The organism is Stenotrophomonas maltophilia (assembly GCF_003970865.1).
GTDB classification, from domain to species: domain Bacteria; phylum Pseudomonadota; class Gammaproteobacteria; order Xanthomonadales; family Xanthomonadaceae; genus Stenotrophomonas; species Stenotrophomonas maltophilia_AR.
The window spans coordinates 1-14,534 of record NZ_RXLZ01000088.1; the positions used below are offsets into that span (position 1 = coordinate 1).

The 14,534-nt window shown below is 66.8% G+C and carries 12 protein-coding genes; 10 read left to right on the top strand and 2 right to left on the bottom strand.

What is annotated here, in order from left to right:
• Nucleotides 1-197: 197 nt before the first annotated feature.
• Nucleotides 198-1,991: a gamma-glutamyltransferase gene (gene ggt, locus EKL94_RS20425; RefSeq protein WP_260473475.1), complete on the bottom strand. Its 1,794-nt coding sequence runs from the start codon at nucleotides 1,989-1,991 to the stop codon at nucleotides 198-200.
• Nucleotides 1,992-2,615: 624 nt separating this feature from the next.
• On the opposite strand from ggt, the gene ilvC reads away from it, so the two are divergent.
• The 9 genes from ilvC (at nucleotide 2,616) to leuB (ending at nucleotide 12,269) form a co-directional block, all read left to right on the top strand.
• Nucleotides 2,616-3,590, top strand: a complete 975-nt coding sequence (gene ilvC, locus EKL94_RS20430) for a ketol-acid reductoisomerase (protein WP_126930434.1) — start codon at nucleotides 2,616-2,618, stop codon at nucleotides 3,588-3,590.
• A 38-nt stretch (nucleotides 3,591-3,628) separates the two neighbouring features.
• Nucleotides 3,629-5,365 (top strand): acetolactate synthase 2 catalytic subunit, encoded by a 1,737-nt coding sequence (ilvG, locus tag EKL94_RS20435; RefSeq protein ID WP_126930435.1) that lies wholly within the window; start codon nucleotides 3,629-3,631, stop codon nucleotides 5,363-5,365.
• Complete coding sequence (locus EKL94_RS20440) at nucleotides 5,349-5,600, top strand: ACT domain-containing protein (RefSeq protein ID WP_049445555.1); 252 nt, start codon at nucleotides 5,349-5,351, stop codon at nucleotides 5,598-5,600. Before ilvG ends, EKL94_RS20440 begins: the two co-directional genes overlap by 17 nt.
• A 96-nt stretch (nucleotides 5,601-5,696) precedes the next feature.
• The gene (locus EKL94_RS20445) at nucleotides 5,697-6,788 is read left to right on the top strand and encodes a threonine dehydratase (protein WP_126930436.1); all 1,092 of its coding nucleotides are present in this window, start codon (nucleotides 5,697-5,699) and stop codon (nucleotides 6,786-6,788) included.
• A complete protein-coding gene (locus EKL94_RS20450; RefSeq protein WP_126930437.1) occupies nucleotides 6,785-8,371 on the top strand; it encodes a 2-isopropylmalate synthase in 1,587 nt (528 codons plus the stop codon). The genes EKL94_RS20445 and EKL94_RS20450 overlap by 4 nt, the downstream gene beginning before the upstream one ends.
• A gap of 10 nt (nucleotides 8,372-8,381) precedes the next feature.
• Nucleotides 8,382-9,161: a class I SAM-dependent methyltransferase gene (locus EKL94_RS20455; RefSeq protein WP_126930438.1), complete on the top strand. Its 780-nt coding sequence runs from the start codon at nucleotides 8,382-8,384 to the stop codon at nucleotides 9,159-9,161.
• A gap of 60 nt (nucleotides 9,162-9,221) precedes the next feature.
• Entirely contained in the window at nucleotides 9,222-10,640 is a 1,419-nt protein-coding gene (leuC, locus tag EKL94_RS20460) for a 3-isopropylmalate dehydratase large subunit (RefSeq protein ID WP_126930439.1), read from the top strand.
• Complete coding sequence (gene leuD / locus EKL94_RS20465) at nucleotides 10,640-11,218, top strand: 3-isopropylmalate dehydratase small subunit (RefSeq protein WP_126930440.1); 579 nt, start codon at nucleotides 10,640-10,642, stop codon at nucleotides 11,216-11,218. Before leuC ends, leuD begins: the two co-directional genes overlap by 1 nt.
• Nucleotides 11,208-12,269 (top strand): 3-isopropylmalate dehydrogenase, encoded by a 1,062-nt coding sequence (leuB, locus tag EKL94_RS20470; RefSeq protein WP_126930441.1) that lies wholly within the window; start codon nucleotides 11,208-11,210, stop codon nucleotides 12,267-12,269. The genes leuD and leuB overlap by 11 nt, the downstream gene beginning before the upstream one ends.
• Before the next feature lie 285 nt (nucleotides 12,270-12,554).
• On the opposite strand, the gene EKL94_RS20475 is transcribed toward leuB, so the two are convergent.
• Entirely contained in the window at nucleotides 12,555-13,328 is a 774-nt protein-coding gene (locus EKL94_RS20475) for an SDR family oxidoreductase (RefSeq protein WP_126930442.1), read from the bottom strand.
• 117 nt (nucleotides 13,329-13,445) lie between these two features.
• On the opposite strand from EKL94_RS20475, the gene EKL94_RS20480 reads away from it, so the two are divergent.
• Nucleotides 13,446-14,351, top strand: coding sequence for a LysR family transcriptional regulator (locus tag EKL94_RS20480; protein ID WP_126930443.1), 906 nt, complete (start codon nucleotides 13,446-13,448; stop codon nucleotides 14,349-14,351).
• The last annotated feature ends 183 nt before the right edge of the window (nucleotides 14,352-14,534 follow it).

A 14,534-nucleotide genomic window follows, 5' to 3' on the forward strand; every position in this document is an offset into this window, starting at 1 on the left:
CTTTTTTTTTGTGTTGTTTGGTTTTGGTTGCAGGTTGTTTGAAGTTGTGTTTTTGTTTTTTTTGTTAAAAGCAGGCGACCTACGTGCTCCAACGCCGGACGGTCGTCGGCAGGCTCCAGTGGGTATAAGGGGCAGACATGATCCCGCTTCCACGAACCACCACCGCAGAGGGGGCTCAGCCCGGTGGCCGGGAAACCTCAATACCCCGCCGCCTGCCCGTCCTTGCGGCTCTCCGACGCACCGTAGTAAACCCCGGTCTCGGGATCGCGCATGATCGCCTGGTACCCGCCATACGGACCATCGGCGAACACGATGCGATGCCCCTTGCGCATCAGCGCACGCACCGTCTCGTACGGGAAGCCGGTTTCCAGATTCACTTCACCACCGTCGGTCATCGCCGTGGCCTGCCCGGTCGGTTCGGTCGAGCCCTCATGCTGGATGCGCGGTGCATCACCGGCCTCCTGCAGGTTCATGCCGAAGTCCACCAGGTTCATCACGATCTGCGCATGGCCCTGCGGCTGCATCGCGCCGCCCATCACGCCGAAGCTGGCGTAGGGCTTGCCGCCCTTGGTGATGAACGCCGGGATGATGGTCTGGAAGGGGCGCTTACCCGGCGCGTAGCCGTTGGGATGGTTCTTCTGCAGCACGAACATCTCGCCACGGTCCTGCAGGATGAAGCCCAGCCCGGGCGGCGCCATGCCGCTGCCCATGCCGCGGTAGTTGGACTGGATCAGCGACACCATCATGCCGTCGGCGTCGGCCACGGTCATGTAGATCGTGTCGCCCTCTTCCAGCTGCTTCGGCGTGCCCGGCTGCACTTCCTTCAATGCCTTGTCCATCGAGATCAGCGCGCGGCGCTGCGCGGCGTACTCCTTGGAGATCAGCTTCTGCACCGGCGCCGGCTGGAACGCCATGTCGGCGTAGAAGCGCGCACGGTCGGCGAATGCCAGCTTCTTCGCTTCAACGAACAGGTGCACATGCTCGGGCGAGCCGAACGGAATCTTCGAGAAGTCGTAGCCTTCCAGCACGTTGAGGATCTGCAGCGCGGCGATGCCCTGGCTGTTCGGCGGCAGTTCCCACACGTCATAGCCACGATAGTTGCTGCTGACCGGCTCGACCCATTCGCCATGGTGGTCGGCCATGTCCTGGTAGCTCAGGTAGCCACCGTTGGCCTTGAAGTAGTCGCCGATGGTGCGGGCGACGTCTCCCTTGTAGAAGGCGTCGCGCCCGCCATCGGCGATCTTCTGCAGCGTGCTGGCCAGGTTCGGGTTCTTCCACATCTCGCCCTTGCGCGGAGCGTGGCCGTTGATCGTGAACTGCTCCTTGAAGCCCGGATACTGCGACAGCTTGGGCACCGAGCGGTCCCAGTAGTAGGCGATCACCTCGGCCACCGGGTGACCCTCGCGCGCGTAGCGGATGGCCGGCGCCAGGTTGTCGGCCATCGGCTTGCGGCCGAAGCGGTCGTGCAGCGCGAACCAGCCGTCGACGGCACCCGGTACCGACACCGGCAGTGGACCGGTGGCCGGGATGTCCTTCAGGCCACGGCGCTGGAACTCGGCCAGGGTGAGCGACTTCGGCGAGCGGCCCGAACCGTTGTAGCCGTAAAGCTTCTGGGTCTTCGGGTCCCAGACGATGGCAAACAGGTCGCCGCCGATGCCGTTGCCGGTGGGCTCCATCAGGCCGAGCGCGGCGTTGGCGGCAATCGCCGCGTCCACCGCCGAACCGCCGCCCTTCATCACGTCCAGCGCGATCTGGGTGGCCAGTGGCTGCGAGGTGGCGGCCATCGCATGCGGGGCGATCACCTCCGAACGGGTGGCGAAGGTGTGGCCGGTAATGCGGTCGGCGGCAAAGGACAACGCGGGCACGGCAGCCAGTACGGCGGTGGCGACCAGGGAATGGGCAAGGCGTCGGGACACGGTCGGGTTCCGATGGAAGGGTGGTTCCCCGATCTTCGCCGCTGCGGCCTTCACGCGGTATCGGGCAGAGGTCATGGACGTTGATCCTTGGGGTGGCAGGCCAAGGTCCGACCCACCAAGGCGAAAATCCGCCGGATTCCGCGCAAAAACCGTCCTGAAAGGAGTGAATTCGGGTTCACCGAAACACTTTCAGCGGCAACCATCCTTGTGCCGCAAGCGATTGCGCTGGATGCACCGGAAACCGATAGAAAATTCGTCGCGAGGCTTGACAGCGCCGAAATGGCTGTGTTTTTCTCGATCACATGTTGCATCACAACACGCCACCGCGAACCCACATCGAAGCCGCCGACACCGGCGCCGCCTCGCTGCGTTCGATTCTTGTGCTCGTACTTATTACCCAACCAACAGGTGCGGGACGAGCCAGCGTGTAAGCAACACACACACCGGAACTCTTCAAAAACCCGCACCCGCCCAGGTGCGGGTTTTTTCATTTCAGGACCTGGTTTCAGACGCAACCACCATGAACAACGCCAACTTCAAAACCTGGACCAGCACCACCACAACACCTTGTGGTGCCTGTGCCTGTGCCTGTGCCTGTGCGACGCATGGCGCCTCCTCCATCGCTTTCCCCTGACCGGCCGGCACGTCACCTCGACGACCGGCCGTTCTTTTTTCTTCCCACCGCAAGGAACCTCCCCCATGAGCACCAATGACCTGCCCCAGACCAAGATCGCCGTCATCGGCTACGGCAGCCAGGGCCGCGCCCACGCGCTGAACCTGCGTGAATCCGGCTTCGATGTGGTGGTAGGCCTGCGTCCGGGCGGCCCCACCGAGGTCAAGGCGCAGGCCGACGGCTTCACCGTGAAAGCACCGGCCGATGCGGTGAAGGACGCCGACCTGGTCGCCGTGCTGACCCCGGACATGGTGCAGAAGAAGCTCTACGACGATGTGCTGGCACCCAACATGAAACAGGGCGCGGTGCTGCTGTTCGCGCATGGTTTGAACGTGCACTTCGACATGATCAAGCCGCGCGAGGACCTCGATGTCGTGCTGGTCGCACCCAAGGGCCCCGGCGCGCTGGTACGTCGCGAGTATGAAATCGGCCGTGGCGTGCCGTGCATCTGGGCGGTTTACCAGGACAAGAGCGGCAAGGCGGCCGAGTTCGCGCTGGCTTACGCGGCTGGCCTGGGCGGTGCCCGCGCCAACCTGATCCAGACCACCTTCAAGGAAGAGACCGAGACCGATCTGTTCGGCGAACAGGCGGTCCTGTGCGGCGGTGCCTCGGCGCTAGTGCAGGCCGGATTCGAGACCCTGGTCGAAGCCGGCTACCAGCCGGAGATCGCCTACTACGAAGTGCTGCACGAACTGAAGCTGATCGTGGACCTGTTCTACGAAGGTGGCATCTCGCGCATGTTGGAGTTCATCTCCGAGACCGCGCAGTACGGCGACTACGTCAGCGGCCCGCGCGTGATCGATGCCGGCACCAAGGAACGCATGAAGGAGGTGCTGAAGGACATCCAGGACGGCACCTTCACCAAGAACTGGGTGGCCGAGTACGAAGCGGGCCTGCCGAACTACAACAGGTTCAAGCAGGCCGACCTGGAGCACCCGATCGAAAAGGTGGGCAAGGAACTGCGCGCCAAGATGGTCTGGTTGCAAGGACAGGCCGCGTAACCACGCGGCCTCCCCCACCCGCTTTGCAAGGTTCCCCCATGAACTCTTCGACACATCGCAGCGCGCCGCCCAACGGCGCGCGCTGGCTGACCCAGGCGCTGGAGGCCGAAGGCGTCCGCACGCTGTTCGGCTATCCCGGTGGCACCATCATGCCGTTCTACGACGCGCTGGTGGATTCGTCGCTGAAGCACATCCTGGTACGCCATGAGCAGGGCGCGGCGCTGGCCGCCAACGGCTTCGCCCGTGCCAGCAACCAGGTCGGCGTCTGCGTGGCCACCTCCGGCCCGGGCGCCTCGAACCTGGTCACCGGCATTGCCGATGCGATGCTGGATTCGGTACCGATGGTCTGCATCACCGGCCAGGTCGGCACGCCGCTGCTGGGCACCGACGCCTTCCAGGAACTGGATGTGTTCGGCCTGACGATGCCGATCGTCAAGCACAGCTGGCTGGTGCGCAGCGTCGATGACCTGCCGCGCGTGGTCGTCGATGCGTTCCGGATCGCCCGCGAGGGCCGTCCCGGTCCGGTGTTGATCGACCTGCCCAAGGATGTGCAGCTGGCCGATGCCAGCCATCTGCCGGCCCATGTGCCCAGCAGCGTCGAACCGCCGCCGGCGCCGGCCGAGGCCGCCATCGCCGAGGCCATCGCCGCGCTGGCGGCGGCCGAGAAGCCGGTGGTCTACGCCGGTGGCGGCATCGCCCTGGGTGATGCCGTGCAGGACCTGCGCGACTTCGTCGAGGCCAGCGCCATCCCCACTGTGATGACACTGCGTGGGCTGGGTGCACTGCCGGCCAGTCATCCGCAGTCGCTGGGCATGCTGGGCATGCACGGCACCCGCGCGGCCAACATGGCGGTGCAGGAAAGCGATCTGCTGCTGGTGCTGGGTGCGCGTTTCGATGACCGTGCCACCGGCAAGCTGGCCGAGTTCGCACCATTCGCCCGCGTCGTCCACATCGATGCGGACGCCTACGAGATCTCCAAGCTGCGCAGTGCCGACGTCGCCGTGCCCGGCAATGTCGGTCACGCCATCCGCGCCCTGCGTGCGGCCTTCCCCTCCCCCAAGGCCCATCAGGATGCGTGGCGCAAGCGTTGCGCGCAGCACCGCGACCGCTTCGCTGCACGCTACGACGCCCCGGGCCAGCACATCTACGCCCCGGCGCTGCTGAAGCGCCTGAGCGAGCTGGCCCCGGCCGATGCGGTGATCGCCTGCGATGTCGGCCAGCACCAGATGTGGGTGGCGCAGCACTGCCGCTTCAACCACCCGCGCAATCATCTGACCAGTGGCGCGCTGGGCACCATGGGCTTCGGCCTGCCTGCGGCGATGGGTGCGCAGTTCGCCTGCCCCGATCGCACCGTGGTGCTGGTGTCCGGCGATGGCAGCTTCATGATGAACGTGCAGGAGCTGGCCACCATCGCGCGTTGCCGCCTGCCGGTGAAGATCGTGCTGCTGGACAACAGTTCGCTGGGCATGGTGCGGCAGTGGCAGGAGCTGTTCTTTGCCGAGCGTTACAGCGAGATCGACCTGTCCGACAACCCGGACTTCGTGGCACTGGCGCAGGTGTTCGGCATCGCCGCCACCCGCATCGACAACCGCGACGACGTGGAAGGTGGCCTGGCCGCGCTGCTGGCCGAACCGGGCCCGGCGCTGCTGCACGTAGCCATCGATGCACGCGCCAACGTGTGGCCGCTGGTGCCACCGAACACCGCCAACAGCACGATGCTGGAAAGCAACCCCGCCCACGCCCGCCAGGAGACCCCCAATGCAATACCGGCTTGACCTGGTGCTGCACCCGGCCGAAGGCGCGCTGCTGCGCGTGATCGGCATGGCCGAACGTCGCGGCTTTGCGCCGCGTGCGATCAGCGGCGCGCCGGTGGCCGCCGACGATGGCCGCTGGCACCTGCAGCTGGTGGTGGATGGCCAGCGCCCGGCGGAAACGCTGTGCCGGCAGATCGAGAAGATCTACGACTGCGTGTCCGTGCAGGTCACCGCCGTGGAAGGAGTAGCCCCATGAACACCCGTACCGTAGCGACCACGGTGCCGGTACGGAGGCGTCTTCTTCGTCGCCCGTGCCCGCATGCGGCGGTCTTCCGCACCACGCTGGTGGCCCATGCCGGCCGCTGACACCAGCCAGGAAAGCGATGTCGGCGACGTAAGCGTCGCCGACGTTCTGGCAGCGCAGGCCCGCCTGCGCCGCTTCCTGCCGCCCACCCCGCTGCACCATGCCGAACGCTTCGGCACCTGGCTGAAGCTGGAGAACCTGCAGCGCACCGGTTCCTACAAGGTACGCGGCGCATTGAATGCGCTGCTGGCCGGTCGCGAGCGCGGTGACACCCGGCCAGTGATCTGCGCCTCGGCCGGCAACCATGCCCAGGGCGTTGCGTGGGCGGCCTATCGCCTGGATGTGCCGGCCATCACCGTGATGCCGCACGGCGCACCGGCCACCAAGATCGCCGGCGTCGCTCACTGGGGCGCCACCGTGCGCCAGCATGGCAACAGTTACGACGAGGCCTACGCCTTCGCCGTCGAACTGGCGCAACGCCATGGCTACCGCTTCCTGTCCGCGTTCGACGATGCCGATGTGATTGCCGGCCAGGGCACGGTCGGCATCGAGCTGGCCGCGCACGCACTGGATGTGGTGATCGTACCCATCGGCGGCGGCGGGCTGGCCTCCGGCGTTGCACTGGCACTGAAATCACAGGGTGTACGCGTGGTCGGCGCGCAGGTGGAGGGTGTTGATTCGATGGCACGCGCGATCCGCGGTGACGTGCGCGAGATCGCCCCCGTCGCCTCGCTGGCCGACGGCGTGCGGGTGAAGATTCCCGGCTTCCTGACCCGCCGCCTGTGCACCTCGCTGCTGGACGACGTGGTGATCGTGCGCGAGGCCGAACTGCGCGAAACTCTGGTCCGGCTGGCGTTGGAGGAACACATCATCGCCGAGGGCGCCGGTGCGCTGGCGCTGGCGGCCGGCCGCCGCGTCGCCGGCCGCCGCAAGTGCGCGGTGGTCTCCGGCGGCAACATCGATGCCGGTGTCCTGGCCGGCCTGCTCACCGACATCCGCCCACGCCCGCCACGCAAACCACGGCGACGGCGCAGTGAAACTCCGCGCTCGCCCGGCAAGGCCAGCGCCACCGCTTCCCCCACCTCTTCCCCTTCCCCCATGCAAGCCGTCGCACCCGCTGTCGAGGAGATTTCCCTGTGACCACCATCGAACGAATTACCACCCCGCGCATCCGCATCTTCGACACCACCCTGCGTGACGGCGAGCAGTCCCCCGGCTGCAGCATGAGCCCGCCGCAGAAACTGGTGATGGCGCGTGCGCTGGACGAACTGGGCGTGGACATCATCGAGACCGGCTTCCCGGCCAGCTCGCAGTCCGACCGCGAGGCGATGGCACTGATCGGCCGCGAACTGCGCCGTCCGAGCCTGAGCCTGGCGGTGCTGTCGCGCTGCCTGCAGGCCGACATCGAAACCTCGGCACGTGCGCTGGAGGCCGCTGCCAACCCGCGCCTGCACGTGTTCCTGTCGACCAGCCCGCTGCACCGCGAGCACAAGCTGCGGATGACCCGCGAGCAGGTACTGGAGTCGGTACGCAAGCACGTCTCGCTGGCCCGCTCCTACATCGACGATGTCGAATTCTCGGCCGAAGATGCAACCCGCACCGAGCTGGACTACCTGATCGAAGTCTCGCGCGTGGCCATTGCCGCCGGTGCCACCACCATCAACCTGCCCGACACCGTCGGCTTCACCACGCCGGAAGAAATCCGCGCGATGTTCCAGCAGGTCATCGCCGGCGTCGCCGATGTACCGAACGCGGCCAACGTGATCTTCAGCGCGCACTGCCACAATGATCTGGGCCTGGCCGTGGCCAACTCGCTGGCCGCCATCGAAGGTGGTGCACGCCAGGTCGAGTGCACCGTCAACGGCATCGGCGAGCGCGCCGGCAACTGCTCGCTGGAAGAAATCGCGATGGTGCTGAAGGTACGCCAGGCCTTCTACGAGCAGGACAGTTCGATCAACACCCCGCGCATCGTCGGCACCTCGCAGCTGCTGCAGCGCCTGGTCGGCATGCCGGTACAGCGCAACAAGGCCATCGTCGGCGCCAACGCGTTCGCCCATGAATCGGGCATCCACCAGCACGGCATGCTGCGCCACCGCGGCACCTACGAAATCATGCGTCCGGAAGACGTGGGCTGGGAAGACTCGCAGATGGTGCTGGGCCGTCACAGTGGCCGCGCAGCCGTCGAAGCGCGCCTGCGTGCGCTGGGCTTCTGGCTGGACGAAGACGAACTGAAGCTGGTGTTCGAGCAGTTCAAGGCCCTGTGCGAACAGCAGCGCGTGGTCACCGATGCCGACCTGCAGACGCTGATGCAGGGCGGCTCCAATGCACAGGGTTATCGACTGGCGTCGATGACCATCAGCGATGTCGGCAGCCGCGCCAACGCGCTGGTCGAACTGTCCGACCCGGACGGCAACCGCGTGGCCGAGACCGCGCAGGGCGACGGTCCGGTCGATGCGCTGTTCGGCGCGCTGTCGGCCGCCACCGGCGTGCAGCTGATGCTGGACAGCTACCACGTGCACAGCGTCGGCATCGGCGCCGACGCGCGCGGCGAAGCCAACCTGAGCGTACGCCACGAGGGCGTGGAGTACGACGGCACCGGCACCAGCAAGGACATCATCGAAGCCTCCGCACTGGCCTGGCTGGATGTTGCCAACCGCCTGCTGCGCCAGCGCCAGGCTGCCGCCCACAGCAACACCGACGTTGCCACCCCCGCCACCGCCTGAGGATCCCGCCATGAGCGCCTTCGACACCCCCACCCCGACCAGCACCGCTGGCCAGCAGTGGAACGCCCAGGACTATGCGATCGACGCCGGCTTCGTGCCGCTGCTCGGCGGCGCGGTATCGCGCCTGCTCGACCCGCGCGCCGGTGAACGCATCCTCGACCTGGGCTGTGGCGATGGCGTGCTCAGCACCGAGCTGGCGCTCAGCGGCGCGCACATCCACGGTGTGGATGCCTCACCGGAACTGGTGATCGCCGCGCGTGCACGCGGCGTCGATGCGCAGGTGATGGATGGCCACGCACTGACCTTCAACGCCGAGTTCGATGCGGTGTTCAGCAACGCGGCACTGCATTGGATGAGCACGCCGGACCACGTGCTGGAAGGCGTGCGCCGCGCGCTGCGCCCCGGTGGCCGCTTCGTCGCCGAGTTCGGCGGCCACGGCAACGTGGCCACGATCATCGCGGCCGTGCAGGCCGCACGCGTGGCTCACGGCCACGGCGCCAGCGCTTTCCAGTGGTACTTCCCGACGGCCGATGCCTACGCCGACCGCCTGCGCCAGCATGGCTTCCAGGTTCAACTGATCGAGTGCACGCCGCGCCCCACCGCACTGCCGACCGGTGTGGCGGGCTGGCTGCGGGTATTCGCCGCACCGCTGCTGGACGACCTGCCGGCCGAGGCACGCGCCACCGTGCGCGAGGCGGCCACCGCGTTGCTCGCCGAGCTGCCGCGCAATGCCGCCAGCCAGCCACTGGCCGACTACGTGCGGCTGCGCGTGCTCGCCCGCCGTCGCTGACTTGACCGTTCCGCTTTCTTTACTGATGTTCGCTATTTCGTACTTCTGCCAGGCATACGCATGACTTCCGCACCCCGCACCCTGTACGACAAACTGTGGGACGCCCACGTGGTGGTTCCCGAATCTGAAAGCGCGCCCGCCGTGCTGTACATCGACCTGCACCTGATCCACGAGGTGACCTCGCCGCAGGCGTTCACCGAGCTGCGCGAGCGCGGCCTGTCGCCGCGCCGCCCGGACCGCACCAAGGCGACGATGGACCACTCCACGCCGACCCTGCCGGCCGCCGCCGATGGCACGCTGCCCTACGCCAGCGCCGCCTCCGAAGCGCAGGTCGCCACGCTGGCGCGCAACTGCGCCGAGCACGATATCGAACTGTTCGATATGGCCTCGGACAATCGCGGCATCGTCCACGTGATCGCGCCGGAACAGGGTTTCACCCAGCCGGGCATGACCATCGTCTGCGGCGACAGCCACACCTCCACCCACGGGGCCTTCGGTTCGCTGGCGTTCGGCATCGGCACCAGCGAAGTCGGCCATGTGCTGGCCACGCAGTGTCTGCTGCAGCGCAAGGCCAAGACGTTCGCCATCACCGTCGATGGCCCGCTGGCGCCGGGCGTCGGTGCCAAGGACGTGGTCCTGCACATCATCGGCGTGATCGGCGTCAATGGCGGCACCGGCCATGTGATCGAGTTCCGCGGCAGCACCATCGAAGCGATGGACATGGAACAGCGCATGACCCTGTGCAACATGTCGATCGAGGCCGGTGCACGCGCCGGCATGGTCGCCCCCGACCAGGTCACCTTCGACTTCGTGGCCAACACTCCGCGCGGCCCCAAGGGCGCCGACTTCGACGCCGCCGTGGCGCGCTGGCAGCAGCTGCGCAGCGATGAGGGCGCGCGTTTCGACAGCGAAGTGCACATCGACGCCGCCGACATCCGCCCGACCCTGACCTGGGGTACCCATCCGGGCACCGCAATCGCGGTGGATGCGCCGATTCCGGCGGCCAACGATGCTGCCGCACAGAAGGGCCTGGACTACATGCACTTCCAGGCCGGCAAAGCACTGGCCGGCACGCCGGTGGATGTGGTGTTCGTCGGCTCGTGCACCAACGGCCGCCTCAGCGACATGCGCGAAGTGGCGCAGGTGCTGCGCGGCCGTCGTGTCGCTGACCGGGTGCGCATGCTGGTGGTGCCCGGTTCGGAGATCGTCAAGCGCGAGGCCGAGGCCGAGGGCATCCATGAGATCGTGCGCGCGGCCGGTGCAGAATGGCGCGAGCCAGGCTGCTCGATGTGCATCGCCATGAACGGTGACCTGGTCGCCCCCGGCCAGCTGGCCGTCAGCACCAGCAACCGCAATTTCGAAGGCCGCCAGGGCCCCGGTTCGCGCACCCTGCTGGCCTCGCCGATGAGCGCCGCGTGGGCCGCAGTGAATGGGCATGTCGCCGACACCCGCGAACTGTTCGCACAGGAGGTGGCGTGATGGCCGGTTTCCGTACCCTGACCTCGTCCAGCGTGGTGCTGGCGCAGACCAACATCGACACCGACCAGATCATTCCGGCACGGTTCCTGTCCACCACCGAACGCGCTGGCCTCGGCCGCAACGCGTTCAATGACTGGCGCTGGCAGGCCGACGGTTCGCCGGTGGCCGACTTCGCCTTCAACCAGCCGCACAACGCCGGCCGCAGCATCCTGCTGGCGGGTCGCAACTTCGGCTGCGGCTCCTCGCGCGAACATGCACCGTGGGCACTGACCGACCTGGGCCTGCGCGCCATCGTCAGCAGCGAGATCGCCGACATCTTCCGCGGCAACTCGCTGAAGAACGGCCTGCTGCCGATCGTACTGGACGAAGCCGACGTGCAGGCGCTGATGCAGCGCCCGGACGACGAGCTGACCATCGACGTGGCCGCGCGAGAGCTGCGTACGCCTGACGGCCACGTCTATTCCTTCCCGCTGGATGGCTTCTCGCAGACCTGCCTGCTGGAAGGTGTCGACCAGTTGGGGTATCTGTTGGGCCGTGTCCCTGAAATCGAACGCTACGAGAGTGAGCATGCACGCTGAAATTGTTGTCCTGCCCGGTGATGGCATCGGCCCGGAAGTGGCCGCCGCGGCAGTCGCCGTCCTGAAGGCCGTCGCCGAACGCTTCAACCACACCTTCACCTTCAGCGAGCACGACATCGGTGGCATCGCCATCGATCGCCATGGTGAACCGCTGCCCGCCTCTACGTTGACTGCCTGCCAGGCCGCCAACGCGGTGCTGCTGGGTGCGGTCGGCGGCCCGAAGTGGTCCGATCCCAACGCCAAGGTGCGCCCGGAACAGGGCCTGCTGGCGATCCGCAAGGCGCTGGGCCTGTATGCCAACCTGCGCCCGGTGCGTACCCACGAAGCCGCACTGCACGCCTCGCCGATCAAGGCCGAGCTGCTGCAGGGCGTGGACTTCGTGGTGGTACGCGAGCTGACCGGCGGCATCTACTTCGGCGACAAGACCCGCGACGCCGACAGCGCCAGCGACCTGTGCCGCTACACCGTGGCCGAGATCGAGCGCGTGCTGCGCAGCGCCTTCCGCCTGGCCCGGCAGCGCCGCGGCAAGGTCACCTCGGTGGACAAGGCCAACGTGCTGGAAACCTCGCGCCTGTGGCGTGACGTGGCCGCGCGCATCGGCCGCGAGGAATTCCCGGATGTCGCGCTGGAGCATCAGCTGGTCGATTCGATGGCCATGCATTTGCTGGCCAAGCCGCGCGAGTACGACGTGATCGTCACCGAGAACATGTTCGGCGACATCCTCACCGACGAAGCCTCGATGCTGGCCGGTTCACTCGGCCTGCTGCCCTCGGCCTCGCTGGGCGAACCCGGTGCGGTCGGTATCTACGAGCCCATCCACGGTTCGGCCCCGGACATCGCCGGCAAGGGCATCGCCAACCCGTACGCGACGATCTTCAGCGCCGCGATGCTGCTGCGCCATTCGCTGGGCCTGGAAGCCGAGGCTGCGGCGGTGGAAGCCGCCGTGCATGCGGTGCTGGATGACGGCGTGTTCACCGCCGACCTGGCCGCCAAGGGCCAGGCGGTGAGTACCGCTGCCGCCACGGATGCGGTGCTGGCCAAACTCAACTGATCCGGTAGCGCCACGCCATGCGTGGCGGCCTTTCCTTCGGACATTGCGCGCAGCCACCCATGGGGTGGCTCTACTGTAGATCCACGCCATGCGTGGATCGTTCGAACCTCCCACAGTAGATCCACGCCATGCGTGGATCGTTCGAACCCCGCGCAGTAGGTCCACGCCATGCGTGGATCGTTCGAATCTCGCGCGGTAGATCCACGCCATGCGTGGATGCAGCCATCCGTGCCAACCAGGGTGGGCGCCCGCCACCGCCGTGGAGCCACGCCACGCGTGGCTGCATTATTTGGTGGTGTACCCACCATTGACCAGAATGGTCTGCCCGGTCATCCACCAACCATCGGTGACCAGGAAGCGGATCCACGGCACGATGTCGGCGATGTCGGTCAGGCCGGTCCGGGTGAACGCCGACAACGCCGCTGCTGTCTTGTGATACGCCTGCGCATCGGAACTCTCGGCCGGATAGAAGAACGGCGTGTCCATCGGGCCCGGCCCGATCGCAGTCACCGAGATGCCGCGCTCACCGAACTCCTTCGACGCCGCGCGGGTGAAATGCTCCACCGGCGCCTTGGTACCGGCGTAGCTGGAGTAGAACGGCGTGAACGCGCCCAGCAGTGAGGTCACCAGGGTGCAGATGCGGCCGCCATCGTTGACGTGGCGTCCAGCCTCCTTGAGGAAGAAGAACGCAGCCTTGGCGTTGACCGCGCTCATCTCGTCGTACTCCGCTTCGCTGATCTCCAGCAGCGGCTTCTTCAGTACCTTGCCAACCGTGTTGATGGCGATGTCGGGACGGCCGACCGCGGCCACGGCATCGGCGAACAAGCGCTCCATCGCTGCGGCAGACGTCAGGTCGCCCTGCAGGGCGACGGCCTTGCTGCCGGCGGCCTGCACGTCAGCGACGGTCGCCTCTGCATCGGCCTGGGTAACGGCGCTGTTGTAGTGGATGACAATGGCCTTGGCACCCTGTGCGGCGAAGTCGCGGGCGATCAGTCCGCCCAGGTTCTTGGCGCCACCGGCGATCAGTACGGTCTTGCCCTTGAGGGAATGGTCAGTCATGGCTTCGGTCTCGGGAGGGGGCTGCCCGGGGTGGCAACCCTGCCCTGACGACGATATCGTGCAGAAAACGCGGATAAAGCCCGCCACATTGACTTAACTTTCCAGAGCCAGCGAACAATGGACCGGATCGATCGCTTCCGCATCTTCACCCGGGTGGTGGAATGCGCCAGCTTCACCCGCGCCGCCGACCAGCTCGGCCTGCCCCGCTCCACCGTCTCGGCAGCCATTGCGGAGCTGGAGCAGCGGCTCGGCACCCGCCTGCTGCAGCGCTCGACCCGACGGGTTTCCACCACCCATGATGGCGACGTGTTCCATGCCCGCTGCCTGCGCCTGATCGCCGAGGTTGAAGACGCCGAATCGCTGTTCCGCCAGGACGATGCGCAGCCGGTGGGCCTGCTGAAGATCGACGTGCCCAGCCGCATCGGCCGTCGCATCATCGCCCCGGCGCTGCCCGATTTCTTTGCGCGCCATCCGCAGGTGGAAGTGGACCTGGGCATGACCGACCGCGCGGTGAACCTGATCGAAGACGGCTGCGATGCCGTACTGCGGGTCGGTCAGTTGGGTGACTCCAGCCTGGTGGCGCGCGAGCTGGGCCAGCTGGACTTCGTCAACGTTGCCGCGCCGGTCTATCTGCGCGAGTACGGTGTGCCGCAGCAACCTGCCGACCTGCAGCAGCACCGGGCGGTGAACTACGCGTCGCCGACCACCGCACGGGTGGAATCGTGGGAGTGGCAGGACGGCGGCCAGCTGCGCACGCTGCCGATGCCCGGCTGGGTGCGGGTGAACAGCGCCGAGGCATCGATTGCGTGCTGTGTGGCGGGGTTGGGGCTTTTGCAGATTCCGCGCTACGACGTGCAGGCCGAACTGCAGTCAGGCGCATTGGTGGAAGTGATGCCGCAGCATGTAGCGCAGCCCTTGCCGGTGACCCTGTTGCAACCGCATCGGCAACACCGCGCACAACGCGTGCAGGTGTTCATCGAATGGCTGTTGCCGGTGCTGCGGAGCGGCCTGCAGCTGCAGTAGATCCACGCCATGCGTGGATGCATGCCGCAATGCCAACCAAGGTTGGCATCTACCAGGGCAGAGACCAGCTGCGGTAGATCCACGCCATGCGTGGATGCATGCCGAAGTGCCAACCAAGGTTGGCACCTACCAGGGCAAAGACCAGCTCCAGTAGATCCACGCCATGCGTGGATGCATGCCGCA

What these genes read in the sequence shown, in the direction of transcription:
- ggt (WP_260473475.1), bottom strand. Translation starts at nt 1,991, where the DNA reads ATGACCTCTGCCCGATACCGCGTGAAGGCCGCAGCGGCGAAGATCGGG.
- ilvC (WP_126930434.1), top strand. Translation starts at nt 2,616, where the DNA reads ATGAGCACCAATGACCTGCCCCAGACCAAGATCGCCGTCATCGGCTAC.
- ilvG (WP_126930435.1), top strand. Translation starts at nt 3,629, where the DNA reads ATGAACTCTTCGACACATCGCAGCGCGCCGCCCAACGGCGCGCGCTGG.
- EKL94_RS20440 (WP_049445555.1), top strand. Translation starts at nt 5,349, where the DNA reads ATGCAATACCGGCTTGACCTGGTGCTGCACCCGGCCGAAGGCGCGCTG.
- EKL94_RS20445 (WP_126930436.1), top strand. Translation starts at nt 5,697, where the DNA reads ATGCCGGCCGCTGACACCAGCCAGGAAAGCGATGTCGGCGACGTAAGC.
- EKL94_RS20455 (WP_126930438.1), top strand. Translation starts at nt 8,382, where the DNA reads ATGAGCGCCTTCGACACCCCCACCCCGACCAGCACCGCTGGCCAGCAG.
- leuC (WP_126930439.1), top strand. Translation starts at nt 9,222, where the DNA reads ATGACTTCCGCACCCCGCACCCTGTACGACAAACTGTGGGACGCCCAC.
- leuD (WP_126930440.1), top strand. Translation starts at nt 10,640, where the DNA reads ATGGCCGGTTTCCGTACCCTGACCTCGTCCAGCGTGGTGCTGGCGCAG.
- leuB (WP_126930441.1), top strand. Translation starts at nt 11,208, where the DNA reads ATGCACGCTGAAATTGTTGTCCTGCCCGGTGATGGCATCGGCCCGGAA.
- EKL94_RS20475 (WP_126930442.1), bottom strand. Translation starts at nt 13,328, where the DNA reads ATGACTGACCATTCCCTCAAGGGCAAGACCGTACTGATCGCCGGTGGC.
- EKL94_RS20480 (WP_126930443.1), top strand. Translation starts at nt 13,446, where the DNA reads ATGGACCGGATCGATCGCTTCCGCATCTTCACCCGGGTGGTGGAATGC.